General features: G+C 61.8%; 16 protein-coding genes. 10 read left to right on the top strand and 6 right to left on the bottom strand.

Features of this window, described 5'->3' with window-relative positions; genetic code table 11:
* Nucleotides 1-80 precede the first annotated feature (80 nt).
* The gene (locus SC318_RS25195; protein WP_306490745.1) at nt 81-752 is read left to right on the top strand and encodes a TetR/AcrR family transcriptional regulator; all 672 of its coding nucleotides are present in this window, start codon (nt 81-83) and stop codon (nt 750-752) included.
* Between the two features lie 33 nt (nt 753-785).
* The gene (locus SC318_RS25190; protein ID WP_320428874.1) at nt 786-1,640 is read left to right on the top strand and encodes a sulfurtransferase; all 855 of its coding nucleotides are present in this window, start codon (nt 786-788) and stop codon (nt 1,638-1,640) included.
* 119 nt (nt 1,641-1,759) lie between these two features.
* Here SC318_RS25190 and SC318_RS25185 read toward each other — a convergent pair whose 3' ends face one another.
* The 4 genes from SC318_RS25185 to SC318_RS25170 all read right to left on the bottom strand — a co-directional run bounded on the left by SC318_RS25185 (nt 1,760) and on the right by SC318_RS25170 (nt 6,307).
* On the bottom strand, nt 1,760-2,755 hold the full coding sequence (locus SC318_RS25185) for a hydrolase (RefSeq protein WP_320428873.1): 996 nt from the start codon (nt 2,753-2,755) through the stop codon (nt 1,760-1,762).
* A 108-nt stretch (nt 2,756-2,863) separates the two neighbouring features.
* Complete coding sequence (gene rsmD / locus SC318_RS25180; RefSeq protein ID WP_306490742.1) at nt 2,864-3,469, bottom strand: 16S rRNA (guanine(966)-N(2))-methyltransferase RsmD; 606 nt, start codon at nt 3,467-3,469, stop codon at nt 2,864-2,866.
* Entirely contained in the window at nt 3,469-4,959 is a 1,491-nt protein-coding gene (locus SC318_RS25175) for a M16 family metallopeptidase (RefSeq protein WP_320428872.1), read from the bottom strand. Before SC318_RS25175 ends, rsmD begins: the two co-directional genes overlap by 1 nt.
* On the bottom strand, nt 4,952-6,307 hold the full coding sequence (locus SC318_RS25170) for a M16 family metallopeptidase (RefSeq protein ID WP_320428871.1): 1,356 nt from the start codon (nt 6,305-6,307) through the stop codon (nt 4,952-4,954). The genes SC318_RS25175 and SC318_RS25170 overlap by 8 nt, the downstream gene beginning before the upstream one ends.
* Before the next feature lie 232 nt (nt 6,308-6,539).
* On the opposite strand from SC318_RS25170, the gene ftsY reads away from it, so the two are divergent.
* From ftsY to rpoH, 4 genes are all read left to right on the top strand, one after another.
* The gene (gene ftsY, locus SC318_RS25165) at nt 6,540-7,913 is read left to right on the top strand and encodes a signal recognition particle-docking protein FtsY (protein WP_320428870.1); all 1,374 of its coding nucleotides are present in this window, start codon (nt 6,540-6,542) and stop codon (nt 7,911-7,913) included.
* Entirely contained in the window at nt 7,910-8,581 is a 672-nt protein-coding gene (ftsE, locus tag SC318_RS25160) for a cell division ATP-binding protein FtsE (RefSeq protein WP_003213784.1), read from the top strand. Before ftsY ends, ftsE begins: the two co-directional genes overlap by 4 nt.
* Entirely contained in the window at nt 8,578-9,600 is a 1,023-nt protein-coding gene (ftsX, locus tag SC318_RS25155) for a permease-like cell division protein FtsX (RefSeq protein ID WP_320428869.1), read from the top strand. Before ftsE ends, ftsX begins: the two co-directional genes overlap by 4 nt.
* Before the next feature lie 129 nt (nt 9,601-9,729).
* A complete protein-coding gene (gene rpoH, locus SC318_RS25150) occupies nt 9,730-10,584 on the top strand; it encodes an RNA polymerase sigma factor RpoH (protein ID WP_003176698.1) in 855 nt (284 codons plus the stop codon).
* Between the two features lie 131 nt (nt 10,585-10,715).
* Here the strand turns inward: rpoH and mtgA are convergent, their stop codons facing one another.
* Entirely contained in the window at nt 10,716-11,438 is a 723-nt protein-coding gene (gene mtgA, locus SC318_RS25145; protein WP_320428868.1) for a monofunctional biosynthetic peptidoglycan transglycosylase, read from the bottom strand.
* A 74-nt stretch (nt 11,439-11,512) separates the two neighbouring features.
* Between mtgA and SC318_RS25140 the strand changes: the two genes are divergently transcribed.
* The 4 genes from SC318_RS25140 to trmB all read left to right on the top strand — a co-directional run bounded on the left by SC318_RS25140 (nt 11,513) and on the right by trmB (nt 13,749).
* Nucleotides 11,513-11,893, top strand: a complete 381-nt coding sequence (locus SC318_RS25140) for a DUF423 domain-containing protein (RefSeq protein WP_320428867.1) — start codon at nt 11,513-11,515, stop codon at nt 11,891-11,893.
* Between the two features lie 71 nt (nt 11,894-11,964).
* Nucleotides 11,965-12,165, top strand: a complete 201-nt coding sequence (gene thiS, locus SC318_RS25135; RefSeq protein ID WP_320428866.1) for a sulfur carrier protein ThiS — start codon at nt 11,965-11,967, stop codon at nt 12,163-12,165.
* A gap of 54 nt (nt 12,166-12,219) precedes the next feature.
* Nucleotides 12,220-13,014: a thiazole synthase gene (locus SC318_RS25130; protein ID WP_181282511.1), complete on the top strand. Its 795-nt coding sequence runs from the start codon at nt 12,220-12,222 to the stop codon at nt 13,012-13,014.
* Between the two features lie 9 nt (nt 13,015-13,023).
* Complete coding sequence (gene trmB, locus SC318_RS25125) at nt 13,024-13,749, top strand: tRNA (guanosine(46)-N7)-methyltransferase TrmB (RefSeq protein WP_058426548.1); 726 nt, start codon at nt 13,024-13,026, stop codon at nt 13,747-13,749.
* Between the two features lie 142 nt (nt 13,750-13,891).
* Here trmB and SC318_RS25120 read toward each other — a convergent pair whose 3' ends face one another.
* Nucleotides 13,892-14,215, bottom strand: coding sequence for a DUF3392 domain-containing protein (locus tag SC318_RS25120; RefSeq protein ID WP_003176691.1), 324 nt, complete (start codon nt 14,213-14,215; stop codon nt 13,892-13,894).
* Nucleotides 14,216-14,231 lie beyond the last annotated feature (16 nt).

Here is a 14,231-nt window from a genome sequence, read left to right as displayed (position 1 = left end):
AACATTGCAGTAACAACCAGATTTATCCGGGCCCGGATAGGCCGTAAGATGACCCATCCCGTGTTTGGAAGCTGATCCCTATGGCACCACGAGTAAAGACCAGCGAGCGCATTGTGCAAACCAGCCTGGAGCTTTTTAACCAGCAGGGTGAGCGCAGTGTCAGCACCAACCATATTGCCGCCCACATGGAAATTTCCCCGGGCAACCTGTACTACCACTTCCCCAACAAGCAGGCGATTATTGCCGTGCTGTTCCGCGAATACGAAGCGCTGGTGGACAATTTCCTGCGCCCGCCTCAAGGGCGAGCGATGGTCGTCGCAGACAAGCGCTTTTACCTGCAGGCCGTACTGGCCGGCATGTGGCGCTACCGCTTCCTGCACCGCGACCTTGAGCACTTGTTGGAAAGCGACCCGGAGCTGGCCACTGGCTACCGGCGCTTCTCCCAGCGCTGCCTGACCCAGGGCGGGGCGATTTACCAGGGCTTTGTCGATGCCGGCATTCTCAGCATGGACCCGGTGCAAACCGAGGCCCTGACCCTCAATGCCTGGATCATCCTCACCTCGTGGGTGCGTTTTCTGTGCACCACCAATGAAAACTCCACCCATTTGAGCGCCGAAGCCATAAAGCGTGGCGTGTATCAGGTGCTGGTGCTGGAGGCGGGGTTTGTCACGCCTCAGGCAAAAGCGGCGGTGGATGCGTTGTTCAAAGAGTTTTACGTGCCGTTGAACCAGGCACTGGATGAAGTGAAGTAAGACCTTTCCCCTTTACGTTCACAGGAGTCAGTCATGCCGCTTGCCCAACTGATCACCCCCCAGTCATTAGCCGAGCGTCAGAAAGCGGCCGGGCTGGTGATTCTCGATTGCCGCTTTGCTTTGGAAGACCCGGACTACGGGCTGTGCAGCTATGCCGAAGGGCATATCGAAGGGGCGCAATATGCCGACCTGGAACGCCATCTCAGCGGCCCGGTGATCAAGGGCACGACGGGCCGTCACCCGCTGCCGGCAGCGGATGCACTGGTTGAGCAGTTGCAGGCGTGGGGCATCAGCGCAGACACCGATGTGGTGCTGTATGACGATGGTCCCGGGGCCTATGCGGCTCGGGCGTGGTGGCTGCTGGCCTGGCTCGGCAAACGCGACGGCGTGTTCATTCTGGATGGCGGCCTCAAAGCCTGGCATGCGGCGGGTTTTCCGTTGAGCCTGGATGCGCCGGTGGTCGAGCCCGGCACGTTTGCCGGTACGCCGGATGAGCGTCTGGTGCTGGACGCCGAGCAGTTGCACAAGCGCCTGGGCGGACCGGGCATGACCTTGATCGACGCTCGCGCCCAGGCGCGCTTTCGCGGCGATGTGGAACCAATCGATCCAATCGCCGGGCATATCCCCGGTGCGCAGTGCGCGGCGTTCAATGAAAACCTGGGCAGCGATGGTCGTTTTTTGCCGGCTGAACAGCTTAAGCAGCGGTTTGCGGCGCAACTGCAAGGGCGGTCGCCGGATGAGCTGGTGGCGTATTGCGGTTCGGGTGTGACGGCGTGCCATAACCTGTTTGCGTTGAGCCTGGCGGGGTACCCGCTGGGCAAGTTGTATGCGGGCTCGTGGAGTGAGTGGATTACCGATCCCAAGCGGGAAGTGGCCACAGGCGACTGAGCCATCGGCCTGTGAACCCAATCAAAATGCGGGAGGGGGCTTGCCCCCGATAGCGGTGGATCAGTCGGCTTATCTTTAGCTGACCCACTGCAATCGGGGGCAAGCCCCCTCCCACTTTTTTAGCCGTGTTGTGCCAGTAGCCACTGGGGGATGCGCCGCTCCAGGTAGTAGCCGGGGCGCTTCAGTGAGCCATCGACAAACCCGACATGCCCGCCCTTGGCCGTCAGCTCGAACTCGGTACAGTCTGATAACTCACTGGCTTCGGGCAGGCTATGGGCAAACACGAACGGGTCATCCGCCGCCTGGATAATCAGGGTTGGCGTGCGAATCGCGCCCAGGTAATAGCGACTCGAGGCACGGCGGTAGTAATCCTCGGCACTGAGGAAACCGTGCAGCGGCGCGGTGACTCGGCCGTCGAAGTCCCAGAATGTGCGCATCTTCTCCAGTGAGCCTAACGCTTGCAGGGTGTTGAGCCCGTCTTGCCGGCCGTCCTGCAAAAATTGGCGCTGCTTGATGCGGATATAGGCCAGCATCTCGCGCATGAAGTGCTTCTGATAGATCCGCGAAAAGCCCAGGCCGATCCGGTCCGCGCATTGATCCAGGCGAAACGGTACCGACACCGCCGCCGCACCGTGCAGCCCGGAGGCTGCACCGGTTTCCCCCAGGTGCTTGAGCAACACGTTGCCGCCCAGTGAATAACCCACCGCATACAGCGGCGCCAACGGCCGCTTGGCACGCAGATGGGCAATCGTTTCGGCCAGATCTTCGCTGGCCCCTGAGTGATAGCTGCGGGCCAACAGGTTCGGCTCGCCCGAACAACCGCGCCAGTTCAATGCCACGCTGGCCCAGCCTTGCGCGGCAAGGACTTTTTGCAGGCCGGCCACGTAGGGCGAGTTGGATGAACCGGTCAGCCCATGCAGCACCAGCACCAGAGGCGCTTGCGCGTCATGGGGACCATGCCAGTCGAGGTCCAGAAAATCGCCGTCTTCCAGCCACAGGCGTTCGCGTTGACGCTCGATATGAGTGGTGGGGCGCCATAGCGGCCCCCACAGCGTTTGCAGATGGGGGTTGCCCAGGCCAAAGGCGGGTTTGAAGCGGTCCACAGGTGCAGTCATGAATAATCGCTCCCTGGCTCCAGTAGGAGCGAGCTTGCTCGCGAAAAACGTTAACGATAACGCAGCGCTATCAGGTAGCCCCTGTCGCCTTCGCGAGCAAGCTCGCTCCTACAGGGTGCGGTGCCACAACGCGTAATAGACCCGCCCGGACTTCTGCTCACGGTGCAAGCGCCAGCTCCCCGGCAGGCCGAGGGTGGATGGCGCCGTCTCGCTTTCAGTGTAGATCCACGCATCCGGTGCCAGCCATTGGCGTTCTTCCAGCAGGGCGCACACGGTTGGCAGCAGGTTCTGGTTGAACGGCGGGTCGAGGAACACCACGTCGTATTCGCTGGCTGCCTGGGTTTCCAGGTAGCGCAAGGCGTCGGCGGTCTGCACCTGGCCGTTGGTGCAACGCAGCGTGCCCAGGTGTTCCTTGAGGCTGGACACCGCCACGTTACTCGCGTCCAGGGCCTGCGCCTGGGAGGCGCCACGGGACAGCGCCTCCAGGAACAACGCGCCACTGCCCGCAAACGGGTCGAGCACCTTGGCGCCACCGATGTACGGCGCCAGCCAGTTGAACAAGGTTTCGCGCACGCGATCCGGCGTCGGGCGCAGGCCCACGACATCGGGGAAGCTCAGCTTGCGGCTGCCCCATTCACCGCCAATGATGCGCAGTTGGCCCACACCGTTATGTACGTTGTGGACAGGTTTTTTCGGGCGAGATGAACTGGCCATTAATGCTCCGGAACCCCGAGCGGCTGCTCGGCGGGTTTATCAGTGGGGGGCGGTAGTGGCTTTTGCGCAATCGTCGGGCCGGCGGTCACGATGACCATTTTGTCGGCGCTCAAGTGTTTGTTCATGGCCGCCTTGACCTGCTCTACGGTCAGGGCCTGGGATTGTTTCATGAAATCTTCCAGATAGCTCAGCGGCAGGTTATAGAAACCCATGGCGCCCAGTTGCCCGACGATATCGGCGTTGCTGGCGGTGGACAGCGGGAAGCTGCCGGCCAGTTCGCGCTTGGCGTCATCCAGCTCTTTCTGGGTAGGGCCGGTCTTGAGGTAGTCGGCCACGACGTCCTCGACCAGGCGCAGCGTGCCGCCGCTCATTTCGGCGCGGGTCTGCAGGTTGATCATGAACGGGCCACGCACCTGCATCGGCGAGAAACCGGAGTACACGCCATAGGTGAGGCCGCGCTTTTCACGCACTTCACTCATCAGCCGCGTACCGAAGCCGCCACCGCCCAGAATCTGGTTGCCCAGAGACAGTGCCGCGTAGTCCGGGTCGGCACGATCGATGCCCAACTGCGCGAACAGCAGGTGAGTCTGCTTGGAAGGAAACTCAATGCGGCTCAGGCCGGCCTTTGGCTCGGTTGGCTGGGCAATCTTCGCCAGGGCCGGGCCCTTGGGTAGCGCGGCGGAGACCTTGGCGGTCATGGCTTCGGCCTCGGCGCGGGTCAGGTCGCCCACCACCGCGATCACGGCATTGCCGGCTGCGTAAGCCTTGGCGTGGAACGCCTGCATCTGTTGCACGGTAATGGCCGGAACGCTTTCAGGCGTGCCTTCGCTTGGGTGGGCATAGGGGTGGTCGCCGTACAGGCGCTTGAACAACTCGATGCTCGCCAGCTTGGCGGGGTTCTGCTTCTGGTATTCGAAGCCGGCCAGGATCTGGTTCTTGATGCGTGCCAGTGAGTCGGCCGGGAATGTCGGCTTGCCGATCACGTCATCGAACAGTGCAAGTGCGGCATCGCGTTTGTCGCTGTCGCTCAGGCTGCGCAGGGACACCAGCGCCATATCGCGGTAGGCGCCATTGCCAAAATCGGCCCCCAGGCCTTCAAAACCACTGGCGATCTGGCTGACGTCCTTGCCCGGCACGCCTTCGTTGAGCATGGCGTTGGTCATCAAGGCCAGGCCCGGTACGTTGCCGTCCTGGCTGCTGCCGGCGGCGAACAGGATGCGTACGTCGAACATCGGCAGCTCATGGGCTTCGACGAACAGCACCTTGGCGCCTTCGGCGGTGGTCCAGGTTTGCACATCCAGCTTGCGGTTGGTGGGGGCCTTGCCGTCCAGCTCCGCCAACGATTGCAGTTTGCTGGCTGATTGGGCCTTGTCCAGGGCCTGGCTGGCGACCGACTCGCTTGGGCGCAACAGGTACACGGCGCTGGCTGCGATCAGGGTCACGGCGATCAGGCCGGGCAGAATCAGGCGATTGCTTTTGCGGTCACTCATGAGCGGTCTCCTCAGGCAAAACATGGGCGACGCTCAGACGTTCGCGGGTGAAATAGGTGCGCGCAGCCTTCTGGATGTCTTCCGGGGTCACGCTTTGCAGGTCGGCAAGCTCAGTGTCCATCAGCTTCCAGGGCAGACCGACGGTTTCCAGCGAGCCGATGGATGTGGCCTGGCTGGTGATGGAGTCACGCTGGTAGACCACGCCGGCAATCACTTGGGCACGGATGCGTTCCAGTTCTTCGGCGGTTGGCGGCTTGGCTTTGAGCTCTTCCAGCAGGCGCCACAGGCCGGCTTCGGCTTGGGCGACGGTCTTTTTCTTCTGCTGGTTGGGCGTGGCAGTCAGCATGAACAGGGTGTCGCCGCGGGTATAGGCGTCGTAATCGGTGGAAGCGGCCGAGACCAGTTCTTCACCACGCTCCAACTGCTCGGAGATGCGCGCGCTGTAACCGCCGTCGAGCAAGGCCGAGATCAGGCGCAGGGCCTGTACCGAGCGCTTGTCCTCGGCCGTGGCCAGGCCGGGCACGTTAAAGCCCAGGAACACGCTGGGCAGCTGGGTTTGCACGTGCAGGGTCAGCAGACGCTCGCCGGGCTCGGCCAGCTCCATCGGGACCTTGGCGGGCGGTACGTCGCGCTTGGGGATCGGGCCGAAGTAGCGCTGGGCCAGGGTCTTCACCTCGTCTGGGGTGACATCGCCGACCACCACCAGGGTTGCGTTGTTCGGCACGTACCAGGCCTGGTACCAGTGGCGCAGTTCCTCGACCTTCATGCGTTCCAGGTCGGCCATCCAGCCGATGGTTGGCGTGTGGTAGCCGCTGGCCGGGAAGGCCATGGCCTTGAAGCGCTCGTAGGCCTTGGACATCGGGTTGTCGTCGGTGCGCAGGCGGCGCTCTTCCTTGATCACCTCGATTTCGCGGCTGAACTCATCGGCCGGCAGGCGCAGGTTGGCCATGCGGTCGGCTTCAAGCTCAAAGGCCACGCCCAGGCGATCGCGGGCCAGCACCTGGTAGTACGCGGTGTAGTCGTCACTGGTGAAGGCATTTTCTTCGGCGCCCAGGTCGCGCAGGATCAACGAGGCTTCGCCGGGGCCGACCTTGGCGCTGCCCTTGAACATCATGTGTTCCAGGGCATGGGACAAACCGGTCTGGCCCGGGGTTTCGTAGCTCGAACCCACCTTGTACCAGACCTGGGAAACCACCACGGGCGCGCGATGATCTTCACGCACGACAACCTTGAGGCCGTTGTCCAGCGTGAACTCATGGGTGGGTTGTGGATCGGCAGCCAGGGCTGAAAGAGGCAGACAAACTGTACCGAACAGCAGGCCTGCGGCGCGGCGGGCTAGAGCATTCATTCGTTTTTAAACCTGTTGGACTGCCCGCTTGGTCTTAGCGTCGGCGGGCGAGGAGGTGCTAGGATACTGATCCGACCTAGGGACGGCCACTGTGGCTGTCTTGTTAAGGCCCTATTTTGGCCTTACAAAATGTTGCGCATGAACGAGCTGGCTAAAAAACAGTCTGTTACGCATCGAATTTTATTTACCGATGTGCCCCTTGGCGCGTCGCTACCTTGAGATAGCCGTCTCCATGTTTGGTTCCAACGACGACAAGAAGACCCCAGCTGCGGCTGGCGAGAAAAAAGGCCTGTTCGGATGGCTGCGCAAAAAGCCGCAGGAAACCGTCGTCGAACAGCCGCAGGTCCAACCTGAATCCATCCCCGAGCCTATAGTAGAAGCCGAACCGGTCGCCGAAACACCGGCGCCGACGGTGCTGCCGATGGCCGAGCCGGTGCTGCAGCCTGCTGTCGAGCCAGAGCCAGAGCCAGAGCACAAGCCGTGGCCGGAACTGCCGGTGGCTGAAGAGCTGGTGGCGCTGGTTGAGGATGTGCAGGTTGAGCACGTAACGCCGCCGATTCCCGTTGTGATTGAGCCCGTCGAGGCCGTCGTCCAGGCGCCACCAGTCCATGAAGCACCTGTGGCGGCCGTGGTTGCGGCGCCTGTCGTCGTCGAAGAACCGGCCGCTGAAACCAGCAAAACCGGCTTTTTCGCCCGCCTCAAGCAAGGTCTGAGCAAAACCAGCGCCAGTATCGGCGAAGGCATGGCCAGCCTGTTCCTGGGCAAGAAAACCATCGATGACGAGCTGCTTGAAGACATCGAAACCCGCCTGCTCACCGCAGACGTGGGCGTCGAAGCCACCGCCGTGATCATCCAGAGCCTGACCCAGAAGGTCGCCCGCAAGCAGCTGACCGACGCCGACGCGCTGTACAAGTCCTTGCAGGCCGAGCTGGCCGCCATGCTCAAGCCCGTTGAAGCGCCGCTGGTGATCACCCCGAAAAAACCGTTCGTGATCCTGGTCGTCGGCGTCAATGGCGCCGGCAAGACCACCACCATCGGCAAGCTGGCGAAAAAGCTGCAGTCCGAAGGCAAGAAAGTCATGCTGGCCGCCGGCGACACCTTCCGTGCCGCTGCCGTCGAGCAACTGCAAGTGTGGGGCGAGCGCAACAAGATCCCGGTGATCGCCCAGCACACCGGTGCCGACTCCGCTTCGGTGATCTTCGACGCCGTGCAGGCTGCCAAGGCCCGTAACATCGATGTGCTGATCGCCGATACCGCCGGTCGCCTGCACACCAAAGACAATTTGATGGAAGAGCTGAAGAAAGTCCGCCGCGTGATCGGCAAGCTCGACGCCGACGCTCCCCATGAAGTGCTGCTGGTGCTGGACGCCAGCACCGGGCAGAACGCCATCAGCCAGGCCAAGCAATTCAACCAGACGGTACAACTGACCGGCCTGGCATTGACTAAGCTCGACGGCACGGCCAAGGGCGGTGTGATTTTCGCCCTGGCCAAGCAGTTCGGGCTGCCGATTCGTTATATCGGCGTCGGTGAAGGCATCGACGACCTGCGCACCTTTGAAGCCGAACCCTTTGTACAGGCACTGTTTGCCGAGCGGGAGCGTTCATGATTCGATTCGAACAGGTCGGTAAACGCTACGCCAACGGGCATGTGGGCTTGCATGAGCTGAGCTTTCGAGTACGGCGCGGCGAGTTCTTGTTCGTCACCGGCCACTCCGGCGCCGGTAAAAGCACCTTGTTGCGCCTGTTGCTGGCCATGGAACGCCCGACCACCGGCAAGCTGCTGCTGGCGGGCCAGGACCTGGCCACCATCAGCAACGCGCAGATCCCGTTCCTGCGCCGTCAGATCGGCGTGGTGTTCCAGAACCACCAGTTGCTGTTCGATCGCACGGTGTTCAACAACATTGCCTTGCCCCTGCAGATTCTCGGGCTGTCCAAGGCCGAAATCGTCAAGCGGGTGGATTCGGCCCTGGAGCGCGTGGCGCTGTCGGACAAGACCGACCTGTACCCCGGCGACCTGTCCACCGGCCAGCAACAGCGCGTCGGTATCGCTCGTGCCATCGTCCACCGCCCGGCCTTGCTGCTGGCGGATGAGCCCACCGGTAACCTCGACCCGCGTCTGGCGGCCGAGATCATGGGGGTGTTCGAAGACATCAACCGGCTGGGCACCAGCGTGTTGATCGCCAGTCACGACCTGGCGCTGATTGCGCGCATGCGCCATCGCATGCTGACCCTGCAACGCGGTCGTCTGATTGGTGACGGGGAGGCTGGCGTATGAGTGCAACACGCAGCCCTAAAGTATCCGAACGCGTGGCGCCGAAACCGGCCGACCCGCAACCGAAAAAGAAAAAGCACGACGAAGACGACGGCCCGGACTTCGGCACGCTGTTGCGTGCCTGGATCGAAAGCCATCGCGCCAGCCTGCTCGACAGCCTGCGCCGCCTGGGCAAGCAGCCGATCGGCAGCTTTTTCACCTGCCTGGTGATGGCCGTGGCGCTGAGCCTGCCGATGGGTTTGTCGTTGCTGCTCAATAATGTGGAGCGCCTGGGCGGTTCCTGGCAGCGCGCGGCGCAGATTTCGCTGTACCTCAACCTTGACGCCAGCACCAAGGACGGCGAAGGGCTGCGCGACGACATCAAGAATCTGCCCGGCGTGGCGGATGCTGAATACATCAGCCGCGATCAGGCCCTTGAAGAGTTCCAGCACCAATCCGGCCTGGGTGAGGCGCTCAAGGAGCTGCCGCAGAACCCGCTGCCAGGCGTGGTGCTGGTGACCCCCAATGAGGTGGACAAGCCGGCCCTGGAAGCCCTGCGACAAAAACTCGCAGAGATGCCGAAGGTGCAACAGGCTCAACTTGATCTAGTCTGGGTAGAGCGCCTGGCCGCGATCCTCAAGCTGGGCGACCGGTTTGTATTCGGTTTGACAGTGTTGCTGGTGTCTGCATTACTTTTGGTGATAGGTAATACCATTCGTCTTCATATTGAAAACCGTCGCACCGAGATAGAAGTGATTAAACTGGTCGGCGGCACGGACAGCTATGTGCGTCGTCCTTTTCTGTACATGGGCGCGCTTTATGGCTTTGGTGCCGGGGTTTTATCCTGGGGCGTGCTGGCGTTCGGCCTTGATTGGCTGAACGACGCGGTTATCGGGCTTGCCGGTTTGTACGGCAGCGATTTCGCCCTGGCCGGCGTGCCCGTCGCGGATGGTCTGAGCCTCTTGCTCGGCGCCGTCTTGTTGGGGTATATCGGTGCGTGGATTGCGGTCGCACGGCATTTACGTGAGCTGGCACCGAAGTAGTTAATGTCAGGGTAATGTGGTTTCGTTTGTATTGACCGTATCAGTGGTTTAGGGAACTTGTCCTACGGTTCCCGGTCAATTTTCGCAGTGCTGAACTGCACGAGTTATGTGAGTCGGAGGTTTTTTCGTATGACCACTTCTTTGCAACCTGCTTATGCCTTGGTCCCGGGTGCGAACCTGGAAGCCTATGTGCACACGGTCAACAGCATTCCATTGCTGACGCCCGAGCAGGAGCGTGAACTGGCCGAGAGTCTCTACTATGAGCAGGATTTGGGGGCGGCTCGGCAGATGGTGCTCGCCCACCTGCGTTTTGTCGTACATATCGCCCGTAGCTATAGCGGCTACGGTCTGGCCCAGGCGGACCTGATTCAGGAAGGCAACGTCGGCCTGATGAAGGCAGTCAAGCGCTTCAACCCGGAAATGGGTGTGCGCCTGGTGTCGTTCGCTGTGCACTGGATCAAGGCGGAAATTCACGAGTTCATCCTGCGCAACTGGCGCATCGTGAAAGTCGCGACCACCAAGGCCCAGCGCAAGCTGTTCTTCAACCTGCGCAGCCAGAAGAAACGTCTGGCGTGGCTGAACAACGAGGAAGTCCACCGCGTGGCCGAAAGCCTCGGTGTGGAGCCCCGTGAAGTGCGCGAGATGGAAAGCCGCCTGACCGGCCATGACATGGCTTTCGACCCGGCTGCCGAAGCAGACGACGACAGCGCTTTCCAATCGCCGGCCAACTACCTGGAAGACCACCGGTACGACCCGGCGCGTCAACTGGAGGATGCGGACTGGAGCGACAACTCCAACCACAACCTGCACGAAGCGCTGGAAGTGCTGGACGACCGCAGCCGTGACATTCTCTACCAGCGCTGGCTGGCAGAAGAAAAAGCCACGCTGCACGACCTGGCGCAGAAGTACAACGTGTCGGCCGAGCGGATTCGTCAGCTTGAGAAAAGCGCGATGAACAAGCTGAAGTTGTCGATCGCTGCCTAAAGCTACTGGCAGCACTGGGTCAAAATGTGGGAGGGGGCTTGCTCCCGATTGCAGTGGAACAGTCACTTAGATGTCGACTGATACCCTGCTATCGGGAGCAAGCCCCCTCCCACATTTGTTTTCGTGTTGTGTCAGTCGGACCAGGGGGCCTTGCGGGAGTTGTTCAACTCGACCAGGTAACCCTCGCCACCCAACTGACTCATCTGCTGGCGAATCCACGCTGCGCGCCGCGCCACATACGCTGTCGGATGACTGGCACTCCACACCCGTGGATTGGGCAACACGGCCGCCAGGTAGCTGGCTTGCTGGCGCGACAGCCCCTTGGCACTGACTCCGAAATGGTGCCGCGCCGCCGCCTCTGCCCCGAACACACCCTCATCCCATTCCACGCTGTTGAGGTACACCTCAAGAATGCGCTGCTTGGGCCACAACACTTCGATCAACCCGGTAAACCAGGCCTCCAGGCCCTTGCGCAGGTAACTGCGGCCGGCCCACAGGAACAGGTTCTTGGACACTTGCTGGCTCAACGTGCTGGCGCCCCGAATTGAACCGCCGCGCTCGTTATGCACGATCGCTGCCTGGATCGCACCAAAGTCAAAACCCCAGTGCTGCGGGAAGCGCTGGTCTTCACCGGCCATCACCGCCAATTTGAGGTCATCGGAGATCTCGTCCCACGGCACCCAGCTGCGTTGCAGGTCGATAGGCTCGCCGTCGATCCAGGATTCGACCTTGCGCTCAACCATCAGCGCAGTGAACGGCGGCGGCACGACACGAAACAGCAACACCAGCAGCACACTGCCGATGGCGAACCATTTGACGACGTTGAGAAAGCGTTTGAAGAGGACACGCAGCATAGAGATGGCTTGGCCGAACCCGTTGAGCGGGCCATTATACAGACCCTGCTCGATGAGTCTGACTGGAGTTCCTCATGCTGCGTAGCTTTCTGATGCTGGCTGCCTTTTTCGGTTTCACCGGCGTTGCCCTAGGCGCCTTCGCCGCCCACGGCCTGAAGAACCGCCTGAGCGCCGAATACCTGACAATCTTCCACACCGGCGTGACTTATCAGCTGGTGCACGCCCTGGCGTTGTTTGGCGTGGCGCTGCTGGCTGCGCACATTCCCGGACGACTGGTCACCTGGGCGGGCATTTCGTTTGTAGTCGGGATATTGTTGTTCTCCGGTAGCCTGTATTTGTTGACCCTGACCGGCATCAGCAAGCTTGGGATCATCACCCCGTTCGGCGGCCTGGCGTTCCTGTTGGGCTGGTTTTTCCTCGGCTTGCTCGCCTGGCGCCTGCAACTGACCGCTTGACGCTTGAAGCTGACCTTCAGGTATCAATCGCGTTAGAATGCCGGCCCCTAAAAACGATGGCGGCCTGCGGCATGCGCATTCAGTTGAACGGCGACCCCTTTGAATTGCCTGACGGTGAAACCGTCGCGGCCCTGCTGACCCGCCTGGACCTCACCGGGCGTCGCGTCGCAGTGGAACTCAACCTGGATATCGTCCCGCGCAGTCTGCACCAGAGCACCACGCTCAGCGAAGGTGACCAGGTCGAAGTGGTCCACGCCATCGGCGGTGGCTAGCCGCTCCAGCCGTAACGCATTCTGCAGAACCTCACCCCATTACGAGGATTTCCCATGAGCATCGTTCGTAGCGACAAGCCTTTCGTCCTGGCCGGTCGTACCTACCAGTCCCGTCTGCTGGTCGGCACCGGCAAGTACCGCGACATGGAAGAAACCCGTCTGGCCATCGAAGCCTCGGGCGCCGAAATCGTGACCTTCGCTGTACGTCGCACCAACCTCGGTCAGATCGAGGGCGAGCCGAACCTGCTCGAAGTGCTGTCGCCGGACCGCTACACCTTCCTGCCGAACACCGCCGGCTGCTATGACGCCATCGAAGCGGTGCGCACCTGCCGCCTGGCCCGTGAGCTGCTCGACGGCCACAACCTGGTGAAGCTGGAAGTGCTGGCCGACCAGAAAACCCTGTTCCCCAACGTGATTGAAACCCTCAAGGCCGCCGAGACCCTGGTCAAGGAAGGCTTTGACGTGATGGTCTACACCAGCGATGACCCGATCATCGCCCGCCAGCTGGCGGAAATCGGCTGCATCGCGGTGATGCCGCTGGCGGGTCTGATCGGCTCCGGCCTGGGTATCTGCAACCCCTACAACCTGCAGATCATCCTTGAAGAAGCCAAGATCCCGGTGCTGGTGGATGCGGGCGTGGGCACGGCCTCCGACGCAACCATCGCCATGGAACTGGGCTGCGACGCGGTGCTGATGAATTCGGCCATCGCCCATGCCCAGCAACCGATCATGATGGCCCAAGCCATGCAACACGCGATCGTCGCGGGCCGCCTGGCCTACCTTGCCGGGCGCATGCCGAAAAAACTCTATGCCAGCGCCTCTTCGCCGCTGGATGGCCTGATCAAGTAAGAGCTATTGATGACTGAATCAAACGAAACGCCGAACACCCTGGAAGCGGGCGACGAGTCCAAGCACCGCCGCATCAAGAGCTTCGTGATGCGCGCCGGTCGCATGACCGAAGGCCAGCAAAAGGGCCTGGAGCAGGGCACGCCACTGTTCGTGTTGCCCCTGGCCGACGCCCCAGTGGACTACGACCAGGTGTTCGGTCGTTCGGCCCCGCGTTCCCTGGAAATCGGCTTCGGCATGGGGCATTCCCTGCTGGAAATGGCGGCAGCCGCGCCGGACCAGGATTTCATCGGTGTGGAAGTGCACCGTCCAGGTGTCGGTGCGCTGCTTAACGGCGTGCTGACCCAGGGCCTGACCAACCTGCGGGTGTACGACTGCGACGCGATTGAAGTGCTCAACCGCTGCATCGCCGACAACAGCCTCGACCGCCTGATGCTGTTTTTCCCCGACCCATGGCACAAGGCTCGTCACCACAAGCGCCGCATCGTCCAGGCCTCCTTCGCGGAGCTGGTGCGCAGCAAGCTCAAGGTTGGCGGCATCCTGCACATGGCCACCGACTGGGAACCGTACGCCGAATACATGCTGGAAGTGATGAATGTCGCGCCTGGCTACCGCAACCTGGCCGAAGACGGCAAATGCGTGCCACGCCCGGCAGAGCGTCCGATCACCAAGTTCGAACGCCGCGGCGAGCGGTTGGGGCATGGGGTCTGGGATTTGAAGTTCGAAAAGCTGGCCTAACCCGCCTGCAGCGTTGAAATGCAGTAAAAATGTGGGAGGGGGCTTGCCCCCGATAGCGCTGGGTCAGTCAAACATGTGGTGTTTGACACCCTGCTATCGGGGGCAAGCCCCCTCCCACATTGGTTTTGTGTTGGGTTTGAGGTCAACGGCGGTCGGCGACGACGCCAATCAACACCAGCACCACCACCAGCACCGGTGCCAGGCTGTAGTTATTGAACTGACTCAGCCCGCGCACAATCCACGGCGTGGCGTAGATCAGCGCTGCGCCGCTGCCGATCATGCACAGCAGGGCCATCAACGGGACGCGCAGGGCGCCTGCGATGCTGCCCAGGCGTGCTTCGACCCAGCCCTTGATGTCGGCGCCGAACAGCACCAGCAAACAGCCGACCAGGGCCAGGGAGATTTCCGACAGGTTGCTGCGGCTCCAGCGGGACACGGTGGCGAGCAGGTCGAGTACCAAATCCATTCGATTTCCTTAAGAG

This window comes from Pseudomonas sp. MUP55, from assembly GCF_034043515.1.
GTDB lineage: Bacteria > Pseudomonadota > Gammaproteobacteria > Pseudomonadales > Pseudomonadaceae > Aquipseudomonas.
Note: the sequence above shows the minus strand (reverse complement) of the source record. Positions and strands in the feature narration are given on the sequence as shown.